This window comes from Crossiella sp. SN42, from assembly GCF_023897065.1.
GTDB lineage: Bacteria > Actinomycetota > Actinomycetes > Mycobacteriales > Pseudonocardiaceae > Crossiella.
The window spans coordinates 1-22,978 of record NZ_JAMHIV010000042.1 but is presented as its reverse complement, the minus strand read 5'-3'; the positions used below and the strand labels follow the sequence as shown (position 1 = coordinate 22,978).

The 22,978-nt window shown below is 73.2% G+C and carries 20 protein-coding genes; 9 read left to right on the top strand and 11 right to left on the bottom strand.

Annotation, left to right across the window (positions count from 1 at the left end; all coding sequences use genetic code 11):
- Positions 1 to 38: 38 nt before the first annotated feature.
- Positions 39 to 1,037: an ATP-binding protein gene (locus M8C13_RS37845; RefSeq protein ID WP_252485620.1), complete on the top strand. Its 999-nt coding sequence runs from the start codon at positions 39 to 41 to the stop codon at positions 1,035 to 1,037.
- On the opposite strand, the gene M8C13_RS37840 is transcribed toward M8C13_RS37845, so the two are convergent.
- From M8C13_RS37840 to M8C13_RS37795, 10 genes are all read right to left on the bottom strand, one after another.
- On the bottom strand, positions 1,034 to 3,940 hold the full coding sequence (locus tag M8C13_RS37840; RefSeq protein ID WP_252485619.1) for an arabinosyltransferase domain-containing protein: 2,907 nt from the start codon (positions 3,938 to 3,940) through the stop codon (positions 1,034 to 1,036). The two genes, M8C13_RS37845 and M8C13_RS37840, sit on opposite strands and share 4 nt — an antisense overlap.
- Positions 3,937 to 6,804, bottom strand: coding sequence for an arabinosyltransferase domain-containing protein (locus tag M8C13_RS37835; protein ID WP_252485618.1), 2,868 nt, complete (start codon positions 6,802 to 6,804; stop codon positions 3,937 to 3,939). Before M8C13_RS37835 ends, M8C13_RS37840 begins: the two co-directional genes overlap by 4 nt.
- Entirely contained in the window at positions 6,804 to 7,838 is a 1,035-nt protein-coding gene (locus M8C13_RS37830) for an NAD-dependent epimerase/dehydratase family protein (RefSeq protein WP_252485617.1), read from the bottom strand. Before M8C13_RS37830 ends, M8C13_RS37835 begins: the two co-directional genes overlap by 1 nt.
- A gap of 172 nt (positions 7,839 to 8,010) precedes the next feature.
- Complete coding sequence (locus M8C13_RS37825) at positions 8,011 to 9,042, bottom strand: NAD(P)-dependent oxidoreductase (RefSeq protein WP_252485616.1); 1,032 nt, start codon at positions 9,040 to 9,042, stop codon at positions 8,011 to 8,013.
- Positions 9,012 to 10,481: a GMC family oxidoreductase N-terminal domain-containing protein gene (locus M8C13_RS37820; protein WP_252485615.1), complete on the bottom strand. Its 1,470-nt coding sequence runs from the start codon at positions 10,479 to 10,481 to the stop codon at positions 9,012 to 9,014. The genes M8C13_RS37825 and M8C13_RS37820 overlap by 31 nt, the downstream gene beginning before the upstream one ends.
- On the bottom strand, positions 10,478 to 10,816 hold the full coding sequence (locus M8C13_RS37815; protein WP_252485614.1) for a hypothetical protein: 339 nt from the start codon (positions 10,814 to 10,816) through the stop codon (positions 10,478 to 10,480). The genes M8C13_RS37820 and M8C13_RS37815 overlap by 4 nt, the downstream gene beginning before the upstream one ends.
- A gap of 48 nt (positions 10,817 to 10,864) precedes the next feature.
- Positions 10,865 to 11,140 carry a hypothetical protein gene (locus M8C13_RS37810; RefSeq protein WP_252485613.1) on the bottom strand — a complete coding sequence of 92 codons (276 nt, stop codon included), beginning with the start codon at positions 11,138 to 11,140 and terminating at the stop codon, positions 10,865 to 10,867.
- Between the two features lie 96 nt (positions 11,141 to 11,236).
- On the bottom strand, positions 11,237 to 12,160 hold the full coding sequence (locus tag M8C13_RS37805; RefSeq protein WP_252485612.1) for a glycosyltransferase: 924 nt from the start codon (positions 12,158 to 12,160) through the stop codon (positions 11,237 to 11,239).
- The gene (locus M8C13_RS37800) at positions 12,157 to 12,948 is read right to left on the bottom strand and encodes an ABC transporter ATP-binding protein (protein WP_252485611.1); all 792 of its coding nucleotides are present in this window, start codon (positions 12,946 to 12,948) and stop codon (positions 12,157 to 12,159) included. The genes M8C13_RS37805 and M8C13_RS37800 overlap by 4 nt, the downstream gene beginning before the upstream one ends.
- 15 nt (positions 12,949 to 12,963) lie before the next feature.
- Positions 12,964 to 13,824: an ABC transporter permease gene (locus M8C13_RS37795; RefSeq protein ID WP_252485610.1), complete on the bottom strand. Its 861-nt coding sequence runs from the start codon at positions 13,822 to 13,824 to the stop codon at positions 12,964 to 12,966.
- Between the two features lie 191 nt (positions 13,825 to 14,015).
- Between M8C13_RS37795 and M8C13_RS37790 the strand changes: the two genes are divergently transcribed.
- Genes M8C13_RS37790 through M8C13_RS37775 form a run of 4 tightly spaced genes read left to right on the top strand, consistent with a single transcriptional unit; the run spans position 14,016 to position 17,806 of the window.
- Complete coding sequence (locus tag M8C13_RS37790) at positions 14,016 to 15,038, top strand: ABC transporter substrate-binding protein (protein WP_252485609.1); 1,023 nt, start codon at positions 14,016 to 14,018, stop codon at positions 15,036 to 15,038.
- Complete coding sequence (locus M8C13_RS37785) at positions 15,035 to 16,018, top strand: iron ABC transporter permease (RefSeq protein ID WP_252485608.1); 984 nt, start codon at positions 15,035 to 15,037, stop codon at positions 16,016 to 16,018. The genes M8C13_RS37790 and M8C13_RS37785 overlap by 4 nt, the downstream gene beginning before the upstream one ends.
- Positions 16,015 to 17,028, top strand: coding sequence for an iron ABC transporter permease (locus M8C13_RS37780; protein WP_252485607.1), 1,014 nt, complete (start codon positions 16,015 to 16,017; stop codon positions 17,026 to 17,028). The genes M8C13_RS37785 and M8C13_RS37780 overlap by 4 nt, the downstream gene beginning before the upstream one ends.
- Position 17,029: 1 nt before the next feature.
- Positions 17,030 to 17,806 (top strand): ABC transporter ATP-binding protein, encoded by a 777-nt coding sequence (locus M8C13_RS37775; protein WP_252485606.1) that lies wholly within the window; start codon positions 17,030 to 17,032, stop codon positions 17,804 to 17,806.
- On the opposite strand, the gene M8C13_RS37770 is transcribed toward M8C13_RS37775, so the two are convergent.
- A complete protein-coding gene (locus M8C13_RS37770; RefSeq protein ID WP_252485605.1) occupies positions 17,788 to 19,047 on the bottom strand; it encodes an MFS transporter in 1,260 nt (419 codons plus the stop codon). The two genes, M8C13_RS37775 and M8C13_RS37770, sit on opposite strands and share 19 nt — an antisense overlap.
- A gap of 88 nt (positions 19,048 to 19,135) precedes the next feature.
- Between M8C13_RS37770 and amiA the strand changes: the two genes are divergently transcribed.
- The 4 genes from amiA (at position 19,136) to M8C13_RS37750 (ending at position 22,927) form a co-directional block, all read left to right on the top strand.
- Positions 19,136 to 19,240, top strand: coding sequence for a streptamidine family RiPP (gene amiA / locus M8C13_RS37765; RefSeq protein WP_252485604.1), 105 nt, complete (start codon positions 19,136 to 19,138; stop codon positions 19,238 to 19,240).
- 74 nt (positions 19,241 to 19,314) lie between these two features.
- Entirely contained in the window at positions 19,315 to 20,100 is a 786-nt protein-coding gene (locus M8C13_RS37760) for a hypothetical protein (RefSeq protein WP_252485603.1), read from the top strand.
- The gene (locus M8C13_RS37755; protein ID WP_308202900.1) at positions 20,097 to 21,563 is read left to right on the top strand and encodes a CocE/NonD family hydrolase; all 1,467 of its coding nucleotides are present in this window, start codon (positions 20,097 to 20,099) and stop codon (positions 21,561 to 21,563) included. The genes M8C13_RS37760 and M8C13_RS37755 overlap by 4 nt, the downstream gene beginning before the upstream one ends.
- On the top strand, positions 21,560 to 22,927 hold the full coding sequence (locus M8C13_RS37750) for a YcaO-like family protein (protein WP_308202899.1): 1,368 nt from the start codon (positions 21,560 to 21,562) through the stop codon (positions 22,925 to 22,927). Before M8C13_RS37755 ends, M8C13_RS37750 begins: the two co-directional genes overlap by 4 nt.
- The last annotated feature ends 51 nt before the right edge of the window (positions 22,928 to 22,978 follow it).

The window sequence follows — 22,978 nt, the reverse complement described above, 5'->3', positions numbered from 1 at the left end:
AGCTGCATAGAACCGGTACTGACCCCTGCGTAGAAGTGGTGCTGGGTGCGGTCAAACGGGCGGTCGACACCGAACGCAGGCCCGGCCGGTTCATCGTCACCGGCTCGGTGCACGCCGACCTGGAACAGCAGACCTGGCCGGGCACCGGCCGCCTGCTGCGGGTCGACATGTCCGGCCTGACCATCCGGGAACTGCTCGGCGCGGATCTGACCAGGCCCCCGTTCATCGACCGCGTCGCCGCCGAGGGCGCGGCCGGGCTGAGCACCCCGGCCACCCGGGTCGACCTGCGCGCCTACCTGCGAGTGGCGTTGCAGGGCGGGTTCCCGGAGGCCGCCCTGCACCTGAGCGAACGAGGCCGCAGACGGTGGGCCCGCAGCTATCTCGACCAGCTGTTCACCAGGGACCTGGCCCAGGTCGACGTGCTGCGCGACCCGGCCCGGCTCAGCCGGTACTTCGAGGCCTACGCGCTGAACACCGCCGGTCTGGTCACCGAGCAGACGCTGCTGGACACCGCGGGGCTGAACCGGAAGACCGGCGAGGCGTACGAGCGTTTGCTGACCAACCTGTTCGTGGTCACGGCTCTGCCGGCCTGGCACTCCAACCGCCTGAAGCGACTGGTCCGCGGACCCAAGCGGTACGTGCTCGACCCCGGCCTGCTCGCCGCGGCGCTGGGCCTGGACGAGGAAGGCCTGCTCCGGGACGGCGACCTGCTCGGCCGGTTCCTGGACACCTTCGTCTTCGCCCAGCTCCGCGCCGAGCTACCGCTGAGCGAGCACGACCCGAAGCTCTACCACCTCCGGGACCAGGGCGGCAGGCACGAGGTGGACCTGCTCGTGGAGCTGGGCGCACACCGGGTGATCGGCATCGAGATCAAGGCCACCGCGGCGCCGAAGACCGACGACGCCCAGCACCTGACCTGGCTGCGCGACCAGCTCGGCGAGAAGTTCGTGCACGGCGTCGTCCTGCACACCGGCCCGCACATCTTCCCCATGGGCGACCGCATCACCGCCGCCCCCATCAGCACCATCTGGAGCTAACGGTTCGCGTGCTCCTCACGCTGCTTCTCCACCGACGGCACGATCGGCTGCCGCCACCCCCACTCCCACCCGCCCATCGACCGTTCCCGCAGCTCCAGCCGGTACCCATCCCCGCCGAACGGGTACTCGTACCGGATCAACGCCCCCCAGTCATCGCCCATCCGCCTGCTCCGCTCCGGCAGCCCGGCGAACCGGGTGGGCAGCTCCGGACGGGCCGCGGCGGCCTGGTGGGCCGGTAGGAACGAGCCGCCCTGGGGTTCCTCGCGGGCGATGCCGGGGACGCCGAAGGGTAGGCAGGCGGCGCCGTAGCGCTTGCAGCGGTCGCGGATGCGGGGGACCAGCACGTACTCCGGGGCTTCGGTGAGGCCGTGGCTGATCTTGGCCGCGCGCAGGCAGGGGAAGGCCAGGGACAGCTGCCAGTCGATCATCACCGGGCGGTCCTGGCCGAGCAGGGCCAGCAGCGGGTGTGCGCTGCGCAGGCGGGGGGCGGTGCCGGCCAGCCAGCCGCCCGCGCCGACCGAGCCGTCCCGCAGCCGGACCCGGACCTGGGTGGCGCCCGGCGGCGGGTTCAGGCCGGACTCGCGCCAGTCCGGGCTGTCCAGCACGTCGGTGAGGGTCTGTTCGGCGAGCACCTGGCCCTGGTGTCCGAAGTGGACGGACGCGTTGTTGCCGCCGGTGAGCTTGCCTGCCAGCTGCACCGAGATGTCCTGGCCCGGCCCGAGTGCGGGCAGCGCGAACCAGGGGGTGATGACCTCGCCGGTGAACCACTCGTGGCCCGGACCGCCCAGCCTGCCGAAGGTGCCCCACACCGGCTGGTCCTCCGGCGGCGGGTTCGGCGCGCCGCCAGGGGAGGGGGCCGTGCCCTGCGGGACCAGCCGCTGGTAGGCCAGGGTGCTGACCTCGTCGGCCATCCCGCAGCTGCGGCCGATCACGTGCCGGACGTTCTCCCCGGCCATGGACCAGGAGTCGCGCAGCCGCCAGGTCGACAGCGCCACCGTGCCGATGGTGAGCAGCAGGCTGGTGGCCAGGCCCAGCACCAGGACCAGCCGTGGCGCGGGCAGCAGGTCGCGCCAGAGCCAGGCCAGGCCGAGGCCGATCGCCAGCCACAGCAACGGGTTCGCCAGGATCGAGGGCAGCTTGGGGTCCACCCCGAACTGCGAGTAGCCGTACCAGGTGTTCGGCCCGGCCAGCGCCAGCGCGACCAGCACCGCGCTGGCCGCGGTCAGTGCCAGCCCGCCGCGCCAGGTGTACCCGGCCAGCCGCAGCGCGGCGGGCAGCTCGGCCAGCACCAGCGCGGTGACCAGGGTGGCCAGTGCGGTCAGCGAGCCGAAGTGGTGCGTCCACTTCGACGGCGCCAGCCACAGCAGGCCGATCCCGGCGGCCAGCGCGATCGCCGGGCCGACCGCGGCGGTCAGCGGCGGCAGCCCCTCGCCCCGGTTGCGGATGCGCAGCCGCAGCACCGGCAGCAGCAGGAGCAGCCCGAGCGCCAGCAGCACCGGCAGCCGCCGGGCGAAGGACCCCATGCTGCCCTCGTCCAGCAGGAAGAAGTACCGGACGATCTCCTCGTACCAGTGCAGCGCGGGGCCGATCTCGCTGTGCACCCTGGTCGCCTCCAGCACCGCGCCCAGGCTGGTGTCGGCGAACACCGCGGTCAGCCCGGTGCTCGCGCAGGCCAGCACCAGCAGCGCGCCCCGCTTGGCGCGCAGCAACCGGCTCAACGGCCGGGCCAGTCCCAGGAACGGGGTGAACGCGATCAGCCCGCTCGGCGTGATCGCCGCGCACAGCCCGGCCAGCGCGGCGGCCACGCCCAGCGGGAACACCCGGCCGTGCGCCAGCCCGCGCAGCACCAGCGCGAGCACCGAGGCCGAACCCAGCGCCACCCACGGCTCCGGCCGCACGCCGATGCCAAACGGCAGCAGCCAGCACAGCAGCACCGCCGCGGTCAGGATCCGCGGCTGCGCCCCGGTCAGCCTGGGCAGCACCCCGCGGCTGAGCACCAGCCAGGTGCCGAAGCAGGCCAGCAGCGAGGGCAGCCGCAGCCACAGCGGCGCCTGGCTGATCAGCACCCACGGCGTGAGCAGCTGTTGCAGCAGGCTGAACGGGGCCTCGGTGACGTTGAACCAGTGGTAGTAGTTGCCCACGTACCCGGTGTCCGCCGCGGCCCGCGCCATCGCCGCGTAGAAGCCGTCGTCGTCGGTCATCGGCCCGGCCACCGCCCAACCGCCGAGCACGGCGAGCATCACCCCGTCCAGCCAGCCCGGCCGCCGGGGCAGCCAGCGCCTGCGCCGCCGGGAGTCATTGCGCCACAACAGGAACAGACAACCGCCGAGCAGTAGCACCTGGGTGCCCAGCAGCAGCGTCTTCAGCAGCGCCGGGCTGCTCTCGAACCGGGCGTCGGTGTGCGCCACCGCGGTCATCCCGCGTGCGGCGGCCGGGGTCAGCGTGGTGGCGAACGCGCTGAGCTGCGGCGGGTCCCGGTGCGCGGCGGCCAGCCGGTCGCCGTCGAGCTCCACCACGGTCTCGCCGGTGCCGGCCCTGATCCGCAGCACGCAGTCCCCAGCGGGGGCCGCGCCCTGGTGCAGCGCCAGCCCGTCCGAGCTGATCCGCACCGACCCGGCCCCGGCCAGCACGGTCAGCCCGCGCGCCGCCCCGTGCGCGTCATCGGGCCGGTGGCTGGCGAAGACCACGGTGTCCGGCTTGGGCTGGCGCAGCGTCGCGCAGGGCAGCCGGACGTCCAGGCTCAGCGGCCGGTACGGCACCAGCAGGGCGAGGCTGGACTCCGGCCGGTCCGGCTCCTTGGGCCAGCTGAGCACCGGATCGTTCACCACCACCGGCGCGAACGGCAGCGCGAGTCCACAAAGGACAGTGCTGAGGGCAAGGGCGAGCACGGCACGGGTGTTCATCTCGGGGCCCTGTTCGGGTCGGTGCGGCCGGAGTAGTCCTCGTTCGCGATGCCCGGCCCGCGCCACCAGCCGGGCCGCATCCGGTGCTCGACGCGCACCGCGTGCCCGTCCAGCCGGTAGTCGTAGGCCAGGTCGGCGAACCGCCCCCACGGCCGCCCCGGCAGGTGGGTGGACACCCCTCGGTACCCGGCGACGGAGAGCAGGTTCGCATACGCCCCGCCCCACCGCGGGTCCCTGGTGATCGCGGCCATGTCCGCGTAGTCCTGCTCCGCCAGCAGGACCCTGGCCGGCGGCTCGGCCAGGCCGTTGGCCAGCACCGGCGGCCGGGCGCAGGGCAGGGCGAAGGAGATCGGCCAGTCCACCAGCGTCGGCCCGTCGTCCGCGCCGGTGTCGGCGGCCAGCGGGTGGGTGTGCTCCCGGCCGGGCGCGGACACCGCGAGCCAACCGCCCCGGCCCACGCTGCCGTCCACCGCCAGCACCCGCACCCTGGCCGTGCCGGGACTGTTCGCGGTGCCCAGCACGAAGTCCCGCCACTCCGGGCGGTCCAGCTCGTCGTCCAGCCGCACCGAGACCGGCGCCGAGCCAGGCAGCTCGACCTCGGCGCGCAGCTCGTTGCCCCGCCCGGTCAGCCCGGCCGCGGACACCACCAGCACGTCACCCGGCGCGACCTCGGCGGTGTGCCAGCCGGTGCTCAGCCGCCCGGTGCCGCGGTCCAGGTCGGCGAAGCTGCCCCACACCGGCCCGGTCCTGGGCGGCGGCGAAGACTCGCCGGGAAACCCGGAACCGGGCAGAAATCCTTGCACCGCGGGCTTTTCCTCCGCGCGCATCGGCTCCCGGTCGGTGCGCACCCTGATCGCGTCCCCGATGCCGCAGGCCGAGCGCAGCGACCACGGCTCGCGCACCGCGGTGAAGGTGAACAGCCCGATCGCCAGCAGCACCGCGAACACCATCGACACCTGGGCCAGCCCGGCGGCCGCCCAGCCGAGCGCGGCCCGCCACCGCCGGGCCATCAGCAGCCCGGCCAGCAGCCCGACCGCCAGCAGCAGCACCGGACTGCCCAGCACCCCGCCGAAGAGCTCCACGTGCCGGAACGGCATGCCGCGGTCGGAGTAGGACCACCACCAGTTCGGCCCGTGCCAGGCCACCCCGAGCAGCAGCACCACCAGCGCCAGCGAGCCCAGCCGCAGCAGCCAGCCCGCACGGGCCTCGGCTAGCAGCCGGGGCAGGCTGCCGAACGCGCAGGCCAGCGCGAGCGCGCCGAAGACCGCGAGCGCGCCGAAGTGCTGGGTCCACTTCGACGGCGAGAGCGCCAGCACGCCAAAACCCAGTGCCAGCCAGACGTAGGGCCAGGTGGCCGCCCCGGCCAGCGCGCTGCCGCGGTACCGGGTGCGCAGCACCGCGATGAGCACCAGCGCGGCGATGCCGAGCAGCACCGGCACCCGGCGCAGCACACCGCCCTGCTCGCCGAGCCCGCCAAGCAGCGCCTGGTACCGCTGGATCTCCAGGTACCAGGGCGAATGCGCGCCGTACCAGCCGTGCACCGCGGTGGCCTCCAGCAACCCGCCCAGGCTGAGGTCGGCGAACACCAGCGGCAGCGCGATCGACCCCGCGCCCACCAGCAGCGCGCACAGCGTGACCCGCTCGGCGGTCCCGGGCAGCCCGCGCAGCACCGAGGGCAGCGCCAGCAGCGGCGGCACCAGCGCCAGCAGCCCACTCGGCGTGATGGTCACCGCGACCCCGCCGACCAGCGCCGCACCGGCCAGCCAGGCGGGCGCCTGGTCCAGCCGGGCGCGCACCGCGGCATAGCCGGTGAGCGCGGTGGCCAGCGCGATCTGCGGCTCCGGCCGCACCCCCAGGTCCAGCGGCAGCCACCAGCACAGGAAGGCCGCGGCCAGCAGCCAGCCGGGCGCGTGCACCGCGGGCGCGGCGACCCTGATCCGGCGCAGGATCCCGCGCAGCAGCCAGAAGCTCAGCACCCCGGCCAGCACCGAGGGCGCGCGCAGCCACAGCGGGTGCGTCGAGATCGCGCTCCACTCCGCGAAGAACCGTTGCAGCGTGCCGAAAGGCGCCTCGGGCACGTTGAACCAGTGGTAGTAGTTGCCGACGTAGCCCAGGTTGGCGGTGTTGCGCGCCATCCACACGTAGAAGCCGTCGTCGGTGGTCATCGGCCCGACCATCGCCCAGCCCGCGAGCACCGCCGGCACCACCAGGTCCGGCAGGCGGGGCTTCGGCCAGGACCTCGGCCGCCGCTGCCGGAACCGCAGCGCCAGCAGCGCCGCGCAGCCCAGCGCGAGCAGCGCGGACAGCCCGAGCAGCAGGTACTTCACCAGCGTCGGACTGGCCTGGAACCGGGCGTCGGCGTGCGCGATGACCTCGATCCGCCCGGTGGCCAGCGCGGGCGGCAGCTCGGTGGCGAACGCGGCCACCTGCGGCACCGGCCCGGCCACCGCGGCCAGCTCCAGACCGTCCCGGCGCACCGCGATCCGCCCGTCCGCCGCGCTCACCCGGTACTGGCACCCGGACCCGCCGACCGGCCCGCCGAAGACCTCGCGCCCGTTGGCCGACACCTGCACCCAACCGTCCACAGTGGACACATACAGGCCGGTCAACCTGGCATCCGCGTCCTGGGGCCGGGAGGTGGCGAACACGGTGGTCTGCTTCGGCTGGTTGAGCACCGCGCAGGACACGGTCAGCTCCACCCGCAGCGGCCGGTACGGCAGGAACAGCGCCACCGTGGACTCCGCAGGCGCGCCCGGCTTCGGCCAGCTCACCACCGGATCGGCCACCCGCACCGGCAGCAGCGGCAGCGCCAGCCCGGTCAGCACCGCGAGCAGAGCCAGCAGCAGCGGCCAGCGCCGGGCCATCACCGCATGATCTTCTTGAGCAGGGTCAGCGCGCCCTGCTTGGCCGGGGACCGGTGGTGCGAGGCTTGTGTCCCGGCCAGCGCGCCCCGGTTGGCCAGGAACCAGTCGTAGGAGTCGGCGAACATCGCGTCCGTGGAGTACTCGGCCCGCCAGCCCAGGTCCCGCTCGGCCGCCGAGGTGTCGAACCACAGCGACTTGGAGTACATGATCCAGTGGTACGGCCCGAACGGGGTCAGCCCCAGCTTGGCCGAGGCCCGCATGCCCAGCGCCGCCGGACCCACCGGCAGCGAGCGCACCTTCGAGCCGGTGCCCGCGTGCGCGCACAGGTTCTCCAGCGCCGCCCGCATGGTGCCGAACTCCCGCGCGCCGATGTTGTAGGTAGCCGGACCGGCCCGCTTCCCGGCCAGCGCACAAGCTTCGGCCAGGTCGTTGGCGTGCACGAACTGGTAGACGTTGTCGCCGCTGCCGAAGACGAAGACGTCCGCGCCGTCGGCGATCCAGTCGAACAGGATGCCGAAGATGCCCAGCCGCCCGTGTCCGAGGATGGTCCGCGGCCGCACGATCGAGACGTCCAGGCCCCTGCTCACCGCGGCCCGGCACAGCAGCTCACCGGCGTGCTTGGCCCGCCCGTACTCCTCCGCCGGCCGCGGCTGGGTGTCCGGGAACACCGGATTCTCTTGCGGCACACCAAAAACCGCCGAGGAGGAGGTGTAGACGACCTTGCGCACCCCGGCGTCCGCGCAGCCGCGCAGCAGGGTCTCGGTGCCGCCCACGTTCACCGACTCGAACAGCCCGGCGTCGCGAGCCAGCGGGACCTGGGCCACGTTGTGGTAGACCACGTCCACGTCCTCGCAGGCGTGCTCCACCGCGTTGGCGTCGCGGATGTCCCCGCGCACGAAGTCCACCTCGGCCGGCCGGTCGTCCGCGTCGTTGAGGTCGAGCACCCGCACGTCATCGCCGCGCTCGCGCAGCCTGCGCACCAGCAGCGAGCCGAAGTACCCCGACCCGCCGGTCACCAGGGCGGTCTGTGCCACGGAAGTTCTCCTAGGGGCTGTGTCGGACGTGTTGCGCGTGAGAGTCGTGATCGAGGCGGCCCTTGGCGGTGCGGCCGGGCCGCCCTCATACCGGGCGTATTCGGGTGGTCCGGCCGTGCCGCCAAGGGCCGCCTCGGCGCGGCTATCGCGTGCGACACGTCCGACACAGCCCCTACAGGTCGATGCCGCGAGAACGGCACCAGCGGATGCTGCGCCGCATGCCCTCGGCCAGCGCGACCGAGGGCCGGTAGCCCAGGTCGGCGGTGGTGGTGGCGATGTCGCAGGCGATGGTCTTGTCCAGCTCGCCGAGCACGTGCAGCTCCTGGCTGTACCGGCCACGGCCCTGCAACAGCCGGTCCGCGCGCTCGGCCAGCTCGCCGAGCACGAGCGGGAAACGCAGCTGCCGCTTGGAGATCGCGTAGCCCTCCTCGCGCAGCACCCGCCGCACGGTGTCCACCACCTCGCGCATGGTGTAGGGCCGCTCATCGGCCACCCAGTAGCCGTTGCCGGGCGCCTTCACGTGCCGGGAGGCCAGCTCAACACCCTGGATCAGGTTGCCCACGTAGGTCATCGAGCGGCGCATCGACCCGTCGCCGAGCAGTGGGAACCGGCCGTGCCTGCACAGGCTGAAGAAGGTGCTCTGCCGCGCGGGCTGCCACTCGCCGTAGAACCACGGCGGCCGCACCACGGTGGTCTCCAGGCCGTCGCCGTTGGCGCTGAGCACCGCGATCTCGGCGTGCATCTTGGACTCGCCGTAGCCCAGGTAGGGCCGGTACGGCTCGGTGTGCCGGAACACCTCGTCGGTGCGCGGGTTCACCCCGAACGGCGAGTTCGAGGAGATGTGCGTCAGCCTGCGCACCCCGGCGCCGCGCGCCGCGGCCAGCAGCGCCTGGGTGCCGAGCACGTTGACCCTGGTGAACTCGCTGGTGCGGCGCGGGTGGATCACCCCGGCCGCGTGCACCACGTCGGCGCCCTCGGCCCCGGCGAGCAGGCGACGGGTCACCTCCGCGTCGGCGATGTCCCCGACGTGCACCGCCGCCCCGGGGTGCACGTCGAGCACGCCCGGCACGTCGGCCGCGACGGGGACCAGCACCCGCACCCGGCGGTCGGTGGTGTCCTTGAGGTGGGCCAGGTAGGCGCGGCCGAACCAGCCGCTGGCCCCGGTCAGCACGGTCAGCTCAGCTGGTGGAACGAGGTCGGACATAGAGGCCTTCTGGAGTCGAGGCGGCCGGCGAGGAAGTGCTGCACGTTCCGCGCGGCGACCGCCATGATGGTGCCCTGAGGGTTGACGCCGGGCGCTGACGGCAGCAGCGAGGCGTCGTTGACGTGCACGTTCACCGTGCCGTGCAGCCGGCCGAAGGAGTCGGCGCCGCAGCGGGCGAGGTCCTCGCCCATCGGCACCGTCCCGCACAGGTGCACGGTCATCAGGCTGGCGCGGGCCGGGGTCATGGCCGCGGTCGCGGCGGCGATGCCCGCGGGGTTGGCCACCACCGGCGCGCCCCGGAAGGACGGGTACAGCACGCTGGCGCCCGCGGCCAGCAGCAGGTGCATCAGCCGGGCCAGCCCGGTGCGCAACAGCTCGTGGTCCCCGCGGGTGAGCCGGTAGGTGACCAGCGGGTCGGTGAAGCCGGGCACGGCCAGCACCCGCCCGCGCCCGATGCTCTGGATCGCCGCGTAGTAGACGAACAGCCGCTCCCAGCGGGTCAGCGCCGGACCGAAGGCCGGCCAGTTCTCGCTCAGCGCCAGCGCCAGCAGCGAGGGCCGGGAGGCCGAGCCGCCGAAGGACAGCGCCGAGCCGAACTCCTTGACCTGGTAGACCGGCACGTCACCGTCGTTGACCGGCTCGTCGAACTCGGCGGTCACCTTCACCGTGGGGTGCACGGACAGGTTGCCGCCGATGTTGCGCCGCAGCCCCGAACGCTGCAAGAGCGCGGGCGTCTGGATCGCGCCCGCGCACACGAAAACGTGCTCGAAGACCACCCGCTCGGTGCGCCCGCTGGCCAAGTCCTGCACCACCGCGGCCACCGCACGCGGCCCGGCCAGCTCCAGCCGCAGCACCCTGCTCTGCTGCCGCAGCTCGGCCCCGGCCGCGATGGCCCTCGGCCAGTAGGTGACCGACATGGTCTGCCTGCGCACCCGCCGCTGCCCGTCGCGCTGCTCGCAGACCGCCCACCTGGGCACCTCGAAACCCCGCCAGCCCAACGCGTCCGCCCCTCGGGCGAGCACCTGGGAGGAGGCGGGCAGCGCCCACGGCAGGGTCGAGACGGAGAGCTCCTTCTCCACCAGGTCGCTGTGCGGGGACAGCTCGGGCACGTCCAGCCCGTCGATCCGCCAGTCCCGCGACCAGCCGGCCAGCAGGTCAGCCGACGGCCGGTGGTACAGCCCCGAGTTCACCTCGGACCCGCCGCCGACCCCGCGCCCCTCGGTGTAGGCCACCGACGGCCGCCCCAGCGCCGCGGTCAGCCCGCCACCCCGGTACTGCCGCCGCATCTGCTCCAGCGAGAACGGCGGCACCGAGCCCGGCTCGGTCCACTCACCCTCCTCGACCGCGAGCACCCGCAACCCGGCCTCGGCCAGCGCCCGCGCGGTGACCGCCCCACCCGGCCCGGTCCCGATGACCAGGGCATCCCACACCCGGCTCACCGGCGCTCCCGCTCAACCGCCCCGGCCAGCCCCAGCCCCCTGGTCAGCCGCACGAACTCGGCCACCACCGGCAGGTTCAACCGGTCCACCCGAGGCCCCAGCACCCGCCGCGCCACCAGGTAGCCCACCGCCGCCACAGCCACCCCGCAGCGGAGCAGATCCGGCATGCCCAGCACCGCCCCACGCACGTGCGCCACGGCCGCCGCGCGCTGCTCCGCACTGGCCTCCGGCAGGTCCACCCGGAGCAACGCCTCGGTGACCTTCGGCGCAAGCGCCACCGCCACCCGGCTCAACAGGCCGGGCAACTGGCGGTGCGGAGATCGGCGAACGGACATCGGGCCGGAGATTACACTCCGCGCCGAAGCGGTTACGCACAGACCCGATCAGGGCGTCAGCGCGGTCTCCTTGGCCCCGGCCGCCGGCGCCTTTCCGTACAACCCACCCGGCGCGTTCACCGGTCCGATATGCGCCGTCGCCACATGCGCGAAGTTGATGACGAACTCCCCGCCGTCCTCGGTCGCCACCACCTGGGTGCTCGCGGTCTCCAGATGACGCCGCAACCGCGGCCCGAGGTCCTCGGCCACCTCGTCGGTCAGCGCGACCCTGACCGGCTCACCAACGCCGGCGATGTGCAGGATGAGTGCTCGTTTCTGTGCCATGGCCCCAAGGTCATCAGCAAAACCCTTGCGCCACAACGCAAGTTCGCCCGTAGCGGATCCGCTACGGGCGAACGAGAGACTTCGGACTGGGAGCGTCTACTTGCGGAAGAACTTCTCCCTGCGCCCCTGCAGCACGAGCTTCACCCACTCCGCGAACGCCTTCGGGTCCTTCTTCTGGCCCAGGAAGTACAGCCCGAAGCGGATCGCCTCCAGCAGCCCCAGCTTGCGCATGCCCGGCTGGGACAACAGGTAGCCGCGGTTGCGGTAGGTGTAGTAGCGCTTGATCGGGTCGCCGGGGTCCTGGGCGTGGAAGCGGCCGCCCAGCATCGGCTTGAACTCCGCGGAGCCGTCCGGGTGCGCATAGGCCACCCTCAGCGTGGTGCCGAAGCGCAGGCCGCTGCGCACCACCCTGCGGTGGATCTCCACCTCGTCGCCGCGGAAGAACAGCCGGTAGTCCGGCACGCCCACCACGTCCAGGGTGGAGGCGCGGAACAGCGCGCCGTTGAAGAAGGAGGCGATGCCGGGCAGGAAGTCCGGGCTGTCCGGGGTGCTCAGCTCCTCGCGGCGGCGCTTCCAGGTCAGGCCGCGGCGCAGCGGGAAGGCCAGGGTGTCCGGGCGCTCGATGTTGACCACGACCGGGCTGACCGCGGCCAGCTTGCGGCGCTTGGCCTCATCCAGCAGCACCTCCAGCACGGTGTCGTCGGCAGGCCTGCCGTCGTCGTCGCCCAGCCACACCCAGTCCGCGCCCATGGCCAGCGCGTGCAGCATGCCCAGCGCGAAGCCGCCCGCGCCGCCGAGGTTGCGCTCGGAGAGCAGGTAGGTGGTGGGCAGCGGGCAGGCCTCGACCACGTCCCGCGCCGGCTGGTCCAGCCCGTTGTCCACGACCACCAGGTGGTCCGGCTGCCGGGTCTGGGCCGCGATCACCTTCAGCGAGTCCGCGAGCAGTTCGCGCCTGCGGCAGGTGACCACCACCGCGATGACCTTGCCCTCTGGTGCCTTCGACCCAGCCCGATCAGTCATGGCGTGCCACCAGCTCCCACCGAAGCGTGCTCGTCGTCATTGGCGAACGGGTCCCTGCCCTTGTACTGCGTCAGCACCTCGCGCAGCGCGCCGTGCGCCTTGACCTGCCCGTGGTCCACCCAGATCGCGGTGCTGCACAGGCTCTTGAGGAACTCGTCGGAGTGCGAGGCGAACACCAGCATGCCGGACCGCTTGACCAGGTCGTTGAGCCGGTCCCGCGCCTTGTCCAGGAAGGCCGCGTCGACCGCGCCGATGCCCTCGTCCAGCAGCAGGATCTCCGGGTCGATCGAGGTCACCACGCCGAGCGCGAGGCGCACCCGCATACCGGTGGAGTAGGTCCGCAGCGGCATCGACAGGTAGTTGCCCAGCTCGCTGAACTCGGCGATGTCGTCGATGCGGGCTTCCATCTGCTTGCGGGTCATGCCCAGGAACAGCCCGCGGATGATGATGTTGTCGTAGCCGGAGATCTCCGGGTCCATGCCGACGCCGAGGTCGAACACGGGCGCGACCTTGCCGATGATCCTGGAGGTGCCCCTGGTCGGCTCGTAGATGCCGGAGAGCAGCCGCAGCAGGGTGGACTTGCCCGCGCCGTTGTGTCCGACCAGCGCGACCCGGTCACCGTGCTGGAGCGAGATGGAGACATCCCGCAGCGCCTCGATCACCGGCACCTTGCTCTCGGTGCCGATCTTGCCGCCTGCCTTGCCGAGCACGGCCTTCTTCAGCGAGCGCGTCTTGGCGTCGAAGATGGGGAACTCGACCCAGGCGTTCTGTACCTCGATGCTGACCATGGGAATTCAGCCCCCTTACACCCAGTAGGACACGCGGGCACGGTAGTTGCGCAGCATGACGAGCGCCGCGCCCCAGCCGACCACGGTGATGATGCCGACGACCAGCCAGTGGTGGAAGAGCTGGTCCTGGCCCAGCAGCGGCCGCCGGATGATCTCGATGAAGTGCAGGAACGGGTTGAACTCGGCCAGGTAGGCGCGCTCCCTGACCAGCTGGTTCTGGTGGTTGGCCAGGATGTTGAAGTCCCACACGATCGGGGTCATGTAGAACAGCAGCAGCACGACACTGCCGATGATCGGCGGGATGTCCCGGAACCGGGTGCTGATGATGCCGGTGAGCAGTGCGACCCAGCCGCCGTTGAGCACGATCAGCGCGAAGGCCGGGATCGCGTACAGCACGGTCCACTTCAGGTCCTGCGGGAAGATCGCCAGCATGATGAAGTAGATCAGGAAGTTGTGCGCGAACAGCAGCACCTGGCGCCACACCAGCCGGAACACGTGGGTGGTCAGCGGCGAGGGCAGCTGCTTGATCAGGCCCTCGTTGGCGATGAAGACGTTCGCGCCCTCGTTCACGCAGTTCGCGATGAACGTCCAGCAGACCAGGCCGACGGTGACGTACGGCAGGAAGAACTGGATCGGCGCGTTCTGGATGGCCGAGAACAGGATGCCCATCGCCAGCGCCATCACGCCGGTGCTGATGGTGATCCACAGTGGACCGAGCACCGAGCGCCGGTAGCCCTGCTTGATGTCCTGCCAGCCGAGATGGCCCCAGAGCGAACGCTGGTTCCATCCGGCGCGCAGGTCTGCGAAGGCCCGGCCCCAGCTGCGGTACGCGCGGGCAGTGGACACCGCTGGATTTTCGACAGTGCTGCTGGACACGAAAGTGAGGGTACCGGCGCGACATTCCGTGCTTGGCCTCCGGTCGGTCATAGCGCGGTCGCGGTGCGCGATTTCACCATGCGTGGCGTTAGGCGATCGTGACGGTCCCCACGGCTTCCAGGTGACCTGCTCCAGGCAAGATGAAAACCGTTATCGTCTTCTTCGGTCCCATCCCCACCCGGAGGTGTCCTGTGCGTCCGTCGCGCACCAAGATCGGCCTGCTCAGCCTGGTCACGGCCTCGGCAGCCGTAGTTTCCGCGTGCACCGCGGCGCCACCCGCAACCGCTCCCACGACCCCCGCCGCGGCCACCGGGGCGGCCGTCGAGGTCAACGCCGCACCGCTGGCGCCCTCGCTCAGCGTGACCGATCCGGCCGGACAGAACGTGACCCTGCCCAAGGTCCCGGAGCGGATCGTCTGCCTCACCGGATTGTGTGACGACGCGCTCACCGAACTCGGACTGAAACCGGCGGGCACCTCCAACGCGGTGCTGCTGACCCTGCCCCAGCTGGCCGGTGAGGCGGGCAAGCAGGTGCCGGTCGTGCCCGGCAGCTTCGGCCAGGAGGACGCCGAGGCGATCGGCGCGCTCAAGCCGGACCTGGTGATCGGACTTTCCGGTGTGCACGACGGACTCCGGCCCGCGGTGCAGAAGTTCAACGCTCCACTGTGGACGGTCAACCCGAGCAGCTGGGAGCAGTCCGTCGGCTACCTGCGCAACCTGGGCGCGCTCACCGGCCGCACCGAGCAGGCCGTGGCCGCGGAGAAGAAGTTCCGCACCAAGCTCGCGCAGGCGATCGAGACCAGCGAGCAGAAGGGCCTGAACAAGCAGACCGTGCTGCTGATGTTCGGCAGCGCCGACTCCATCGGCGTGGACACCGCCGACTCGATCAACGGCAAGCTGCTCGGCCAGCTCTTCGGCTACCCGTTCCCGGCCAAGGGCGGCAACGTGGAGACCGCGAACATCTACAGCGTGGAGGAGATCCTGGCGAAGCAGCCGACCGTGGTCTTCGTCTACTCCTTGATCTTCGCCTCCACTGACAAGAAGCTGTCCGAACAGCTCGCCGCGAACCCGGTGTGGAAGCAGGTGAAGGCCGTGCAGTCCGGTCAGGTGCACGAGGTCGTGCCCAAGCTCTGGGGCTCCGGCCGGGGCACCCGCAGCCTCGGCGCGATCATCGACGAGGCGATGGCCAAGGTGTCCGCGGCGCCCGCGGCGTGAGCAGGCAGCTCGCGCCCCTGCTCGCGGTGCTGGCCTTGCTGGTGGCGGCCACGGCCACGCTGTGCCTGGGCACCCCGCTGGTCGGGGTCAACCGGCTGCCCGCGGCCTTCGCCGCCGAGACCGGACTGGAACACGCGGTGGTCGTGCTGCTGCGCGCGCCCAGGCTGCTGCTCGCGCTGTGCGCGGGCGCGGCGCTGGGCGCGGCCGGGCTGCTGTTGCAGGAGTCGCTGCGTAACCCGCTGGCCGTGCCGGAGCTGCTCGGTGTCTCCAGCGGGGCCTCGGCCGCGGTGGCCATCACCGTGGTCTGGGCGGTGCCGGTGCCGGGCGCGCCGCTGGTCCCCGCGCTGCTCGGCGCGGTGACCGGCGGCCTGCTCACCCTGCTCGCCGCACGCAGGGCGGTCGGCCCGGCCGCGGTGCTGCTGATCGGGGCCGCGGTGAGCGCGGCGCTGCAAGCGGTCCTGTTCACCGGGCTGTCCCTGTCGGACTCCCGCGAGCAGGGCGTGTTGTTCCGCTACCTGCTGGGCTCGCTGACCGGCACCACCTGGGACACGGTGGCCTTCGCCGCGCCCGGCCTGCTCGCCGCGCTGCCGCTGGCGCTGCTCGCGGTGCCCGCGCTCGGCCTGCTCCGGCTGGGCGATGACACCGCCTCCGCGCTCGGCCTGCGCGCGGGCCGGGCCCGGCTGGCGGTGCTGGTGCTGGCCTGCGCGCTGGTCGCGGTGGCGGTCGGCCCGGCTGGCCCGATCGCCTGGGTCGGCTTCCTCGGCCCGCAGCTGGCCAGGCGACTGCGGCCGACCGCGGGCGCCAGGGTGTGGCTGGCCTGGTCGGCGGTCTTCGGTGCGTTGCTGGTGGTGCTGGCCGACCTGCTGGCGCGCACCGTGCTCTACCCGGTCGAGCTGCCGGTGGGCGGCCTGACCGCGGTGGTCGCGGTGGTGCTGGGCACGCTGCTGCTGTTCCGTCGTCGCGCGGAGGTGCTCGGATGACCCGGCGACTGGCCGTCCCACTGCTGCTGCTCGCGCTCGCGGTCGCCGCGGTGGCCCAGCTCTCCGTGGGCACCTCGGTCGGCCCGCTGGACGCGCTGTTCGCCCTCTTCGGCGCGGGCAGCGAGCTGAACCTGACCATCGTCGGCGAGCTCCGCCTGCCCCGGATGCTGGTCGCCCTGGGCACCGGCGCCTGCCTGGGCCTGGGCGGCGTGGTGCTGCAGGCCGTGCTGCGCAACCCGATGGCCTCGCCCGAGGTCACCGGGGTCGGTTCCGGCGCGGTGCTCGGCGCGGTGGCCGCCACCGTGTTCGGCCTGGCAGGCACCGCGGCCGGGCTCACCGCGGCGGCCATCATGGGCGGCGTGCTCGGCGGCGCCGCGCTGTGGCTGATCGCCTCGCGGGCCGGGGCCGACCCGCTGCGGCTGGTGGTGCTCGGCGTGCTGGTCTCCGCGGTGCTGGCCGGGCTGTCCCTGGTGCTGCTCACCGCCCGGCCGCAGCTGGCCGGCGCGGCCGCGCGCTGGCTGGTCGGCTCGCTCAACGGGCGGACCTGGGAGCACTGGCACGCGCTGTGGCCGTGGCTGCTGCTGGTCACGCTGGTGCTCGCGCTGGTGGCGCCCGCGCTGGACCTGCTCGCGGTGGACGACGACCACGCCAAGGCGGTCGGCCTCGCGGTGCCGCCGTGGCGGATGCTCGCGCTGCTCGGCGCGGTGCTGGCCACCGCGGCCTCGGTGGCCGCGGTGGGCGCGGTGGCCTTCGTCGGACTGCTCGCCCCGCACGCCGCGCGGCTGCTCACCGGGGCCGAGCACCGGCTGCTGCTGCCCTCGGCCGGGATCGCCGGCGCGGCCTGCGTGTGCGGGGCGGACTTCCTGGCCCAGGCGGTGACCCTGCTGGTCCCGGCCTCGGGCAGCCAGCGGATCGGGGTGCCGGTGGGTGCGGTGACCGCGCTGGCCGGCGCGGTGGTGTTGATCGTGGTCGCGCGCCGGTTCTCCAGCGCGCTGGCGGGGAGGGACTGAAATGATCACTGGCACCGGCATCACCGTCCGGTTCGGGCCGCGCACTGTTCTGTCCACTGTGGACATACAGGTGGCGGAAGGGGAGTGGCTCGCGCTGGTGGGCCGCAATGGCTGCGGCAAGAGCACCCTGCTGCGCGTGCTGGCCGGGCTGCACACCCCGGACGCGGGCACGGTGCGCCTGGGCGCGGACGGGCTGGACTCCTTGTCCCGCAGGGAGATCGCCCGCCGGATCGCGGTGCTGCCGCAGGCCATGCCCTCGGTGCCGGGACTGACCGTGCGCCAGCTGGTCCGGCAGGGCCGCTACGCCGTGCGCGGCCCGCTGGGCATGCTGCGCACCGGCGATGACGAGCAGGTGCGCAGGGCGCTGGCCGAGACCGGGGTGACCGAGTACGCCGACGCCGCGGTGGACCGGCTCTCCGGCGGCGAGCGCCAGCGGGTCCGGCTGGCCCTGGCACTGGCCCAGGACGCGCCGGTGCTGCTGCTGGACGAGCCGACCACCTACCTGGACGTCCGGCACCAGCTGGAGGTGCTGGAGCTGGTGGCCAGGCTGCGCGCCGAACGCGGGCTGACCGTGGTCACCGTGCTGCACGACCTGGCCCAGGCGGCCCGCTTCGCCGACCGGGTGGTCGCACTGCGGGACGGGGCGGTGCACGCCGACGGCCCGGCCGCCGAGGTGGTCGACGCCGGACTGCTGGCCGAGGTCTTCGGCGTGCGCGGGCGGGTCTGGCGGGACGAGCGGACCGGCCGCCCGGCCTGCGCCTACGACACGGTGCTGTAGATCCGCTCCGGCCTGGCCTCGGCGCGCAGCGGCGAGCACCAGGCCAGCACCACGCCCACGGCGAGCACGCCGACCGCGGCGGCGAGTCCGGCACTCGGGCTCGCCGCCACCGCGACCACCCCGGCCAGCGTCGCGCCCAGCGGCTGGCCGAGGCCGTAGGAGAGCATCCGCGCCGTGGTGTTCACCCGGCCCTGCAGCTCATCCGGGGTGACCTGCTGCCGGAAGGTGATCGCGTTGATCACCACCGTGGTGTAGGCGGTGCCCCAGGCGACCGCGGCCACCGCGCCGAGCAGCCAGTGCGAGCTGAACACCACCAGCAGCCCGCACAGCAGCGAGGCGGGCAGCGCGCGCAGGGCCAGCCGTGCCGGGCCGAGCCTGCGGCTGAGTGTCGGCACCAGCTTGGCCGCCAGCAGCGCGCCCACGCCCCAGCAGCTGGTCAGCACGGCCAGCCGGGGATCCCCGCTGGGCGGCACGCCGAGCGAGCGGTCCGCCCACGGCAGCAGCATCGCCACCCAGGCCCCGCCCGCGGCCGAATGGGTGGCGCCGACCAGGGTCAGCGTGCGCACGGTCGGGTGACGCCACAGGAAGGTCAGCCCGCCGCGCACGTCGGTCCGGATGTCGGCCAGCGAGCGCGGCCGCCCGGCCCGGTCCGGCGCGGACAGCGGGCGCACGATGGCGCGCAGCAACAGGGCCGAGATGGCGTAGCTGAGCACGTCCACGGTCAGCATGGGCGCGGGGGAGAGCAGCGTGACGGCCAGCGTGGCCAGCGGCGGCACCACCATCTCCACCACCGTGGTCATCCCGGACACGGTGGCGTAGGCCGAGGTGGTCCGGTCCTTGCCGACCAGGGTGGGCAGCGCGCCGAAGTTGGCCGCGTCGAAGACCACGAACAGCGTCTGGGACAGGAACCCGGCCACCACCACGTGCTCCACGGTGAGGCCGCCGAGTGCCCAGGTGACCGGGATGCTGACCAGCAGGGCCGCGTTGAGCAGGTCCGCGGCCACCATCAGCCCGCGCCGGTCCAGCCGGTCCGCCAGCACGCCCGCGAACAGGCCGAACAGCAGGTAGGGCAGCGTCTCCGCGGCCGCCATGGCCGCGCTCCAGGCCGCCGAACCGGTCAGCTGGTACACCAAGATCGGCAGCGCGACCAGGGTCACCCGCGAACCGGCCACGGAAATCACCCGGGCGGCGAGGTACCGGCGGAAGTCCGGGTCCCGCCGAAGGGCTACGACGTTCGTCACCCGAGCACACTAACACTATTGGTAATGACTTTCATTTGTGATAGGCATGAGGAGGTTGAAGGTCAACCGTCATCTGAGGAGGTACGAGATGGACAAGGTGTTCGTGCGCGTCGAGACCGAGCGCGAGCTGCCGCACAACTCGGCTAGCCACAGCAACGCCCTGGTCGAGAACCCGTTCGCCGACCAGGACTGATTTCGGTCTGACCTGACAAGGTGGCCCGCCGTGCCCCGGGGTGCGGCGGGCCACCGTCTGTCCCGGAGGTGCGCATGAGTCAGCTGACACCGGGTGCCGTGCTGTTCGGCCTGCCCGAGGACCGGACCGCGCTGCGCTCGCCAGAGGGCGAGGTGCTCGACATCGCGCTGCCGCCGGAGACCCTCACCGCCGTCCGCGCCACCCTGACCACCGGTGCGCAGGCCCCGCCAGAGCTCTCCGCCTTCGCCGAGGCCGGGTTCCTCGGCCGCCGCCGCGCCTGGCCCGCAGAACGCGCCGCGGTCGGCGTGCTGGCCACCGAAGAGCTGGCCAAGCCCTACCTCGACCTGCTCCGCGCGCACGGCGCCGACCCGCGCCTGGTCACCGCGGACGCGCTGGACGGCCTGGCCGCGGTCTGCGCCCTGCACGACGGCCCGGCCCCGCAGTGGTGGACCGAGCTGGACGAGCTGCCGGCCCGTGGCATCGCCTGGCAGCGGATCAGCCGCGAGGGCAGGCACGCGATCCTGGAACCGGTGGCCGCCGGCCCGGCCGACGTCCGCCACCGCGACGTCCGGCTGCGCCGCCTGGCCGCCGCCGGCTCCGGCCACCAGCACCTGGCCGCCTACTGGGCGCAACACGAGGCGATCACCGGCGCGGAACACTTCGACGTGGCCGACCTGACCCTGGTGCTCTCCGCCGCCGCCCTCGACCTCCGCGGCTGGGCCTGCGCGCAGCCAACCCGCCCGGCCGGCTCCCTGGTGACCACCGAACTGCCCGCCAACCGACGGCTGCGCGTGCTCGACCTGGACACCGCCGCGATCACCGACCACCCGGTGCTTCGCGTCCCGGACTGCGCGTCGTGAGCGCAGAAGTAGAGGGGTACCTCGTCCCCGCCGCGGACGAGGTACCCCTCGCTGCCACCGTCTTCCGCTCTCCCGAGCGTGAACGGTCGCCGGTGGTACTTCTTCGTTCCCCCTACGACCAGCGGCTAAACCACGCCGAGGCGAAAAGTTGGGCGAAACGAGGTTTCGCCTGCGTAACCGTGGATACCCGGGGCAGATTCGCCTCCGGCGGCCAGTTCCGCCCGTACGTGCACGAGGCGTCCGACGGCGCCGCGGTCCTCGACTGGGTGCACGCCCAGGACTTCTGCGACGGCCGGGTCATCCTCACCGGCGCGTCCTACGGCGCGTACTGCGCACTGGCCACCGCCGCGGCCGGCACCGCCCCGGTGGCCGCGGTGATCGCCGCCGTCCCCGCCATGGGGCCCGGCGAAACCGCCCGCGACCCCGGCGGCGCGGCCCGCCTGGCCTGCCGCGCCGGTTGGTGGTCCGAACACGGCGGCACCCCGCAACCCCGCCCCCCAGCCCAGCTCGACCTCACCCACCTCCCCATCCGCGACCTGGTCGACCAACCAGGCTGGTCCGACCTCTGGGCCGCCCCCCGCCGCGGCGCGCTCTGGCCCGCCCTCCGTGAATGTCAGGTCCCCCTGCTCGCGGTAGGCGGCGTGCACGACCCCTTCGCCGCCGACACCGCCGAGCTGGCTGCCACCTGGGGCGGCCCCTCCCGCCTGGTCCTGGGCCCCTGGGGCCACCTGCTGGACGCCCACGCCCCCGGAGCGGCCCTGGCAGGCAAACGCATCGGCGCTCTGTACCTGGCCTTCGCCCAAGCCGCCCTCGCCGCGCTCGCCGCCCCCGCTCTCACCGGTGCCACTCGCCCCGCTCTCACCGGTGCCGCGGCCTGGATCGCCACCGGCGACCACTGGTCCCGCTGGCCCGCCGACACCGGCCCCGCCTGCCCCCTCTCCGTGGTCCGCGGCGTCTTCACCGCCGACCCGGCCCACCCGTTCCCCTCCCGCGAGCCCGCCGCCGACCTCGCCCCCGACGCCAACCGCCCCGACCGCGCCCTGCTGCACTCCGCCCCCCTGCCCGGCGGCGTGCTGCGCGGTCGGATCGGCGTCCGCCTGCGGCTGCGCGCGGACACCCCCGACAACGACTGGCTGCTCCGACTGTCCACAGTGGACGATCAACGTCAGCTCGCGCACACGATCTTCCGCGACACCGCCCCACCCGGCCATCCGGTCGAGCGCACCGCCGAACTGGGCCCACTCGGCGTCGAACTGCCGCCAGGAACCCGGCTGCGCCTGGAGATCGCCGGGCACCACTGGCCCCGGCACGCCCGCAACCCGCACACCGGGGCAGACCCGGTCGACGCGGTCGAGCTGCACCCCAGCCGCCGCGAGGTGCTGCACGCCGAACTCACCCTGCCCTGGGCCGCGGCCGCCGACGCGGTGCCCGCGGCGAACCTGATCGAGGAGGTGGTCCGGTGAGCCTGTCGCCGGAGACCATGGTCGACCCGCTGACCGGCATCGTCCGCCGGTTCGTCGACGTGACCCCGGTGCCCGGCCTGCCGCACCGGTACCGCGGCGTCACCGCCGAGGTGTCCGACGCCCGCAGGCTCGGCGCCTGGCCCGCCGACCGGGTCAGCCTGGGCACCACCTTCGGCGACGTCGAGGGCGCCAGGGTCGCGGCCCTCGGCGAGGCGGTCGAACGCTACTGCGGCAACCGCCTGCCCCCGCTGGACGACCCCCGCCTCCGCCGCACCACCGCGGCTGTCCTGGCCGCCGAGGGCCACCGCCACTTCGGCCCGGCCGACCTGCCCTTCTTCGCCCCGTGGCAGCACCGCGAACCCGGCTTCCCGTACCAGGAGTTCACCGCCGACACGGAGCTGTTGTGGACCAGGGGCGAGGAGGACGGCGAACCCTGCTGGCTGCCCGCCTCCTGGGTCTACCTGAACTACTTCACCGGCGAGCGCAAGCGCGAACCCCGCCTGCACCACCTCAACTACGCGGGCATCGCCACCGGCGCGGACGCCCCCGACGCCTTCCGCCGGGGCCTGCTGGAACTGCTGGAACGCGACGCCCTGGAACTCTGGTGGCACCTGGGCGCCCCCAGCCGCGGCATCGCGCTGGACTCGGTCCCCGGCCTGCGCGCCGACCTCACCGGCACCCGCCTGAAGATCCACCTGGTCGAACTGCCCACCGAACATCCGGTCGCCTGCGTCGCCGCGGTCGCCATCGACGAGGAGACCGGCATCGTGGCCGGCGGCGGCGCGGCGCGGCTAGACCCAGCCGAGGCCTGCGCCAAGGCCGCCATGGAAGCCATCCACACCTGGGTCTTCACCCTGGGCCTGCTGGAGCCCGACGGCTGGGTCTTCGACACGATCAAAGCGGGCATCCTGGCCAAGGGCCTCTACCTGGACCACCGCCCCGACCGCAGCTACCGCGACGCAGCGGGCCCCCACTTCGCCCGAGTCCGCGACCTGGGCGCCCAACCCCAGATCTGGCTGGACCCCAGAACCCAGGAGTCCCTGCTCCCGCGCTTCACCAACCCCACCACCGAGATCGCCGCCGCGGACCTCCCCACCGGCACCCTCCCCGATCTCCAGCAAAGCCTGCGCGCCCAAGGCTGCCGAGTGGCCACCGTCGACCTCACCACCCCCGACGTGGCGGAAACCCCCTGGCGAGTCCTGCGCGTAGCGGCAACCGGCCTGGTCCCCAACGCCCCAGCCGCCTTCCGCTACCTGGGCCTGCCCCGCTGGCGCGAAGCCCAGCAATCCCGCGCCTGGGCCCCCGCAGCCAACCCCCTGACCGGTCCGGAGGGCCTGGTCCTGGACCCACCCCCCTTCCTGTGACCGCCATCGAAGCGGCCCTGACCGCCGCCTGGACCGGCGCCGACCCCGGCC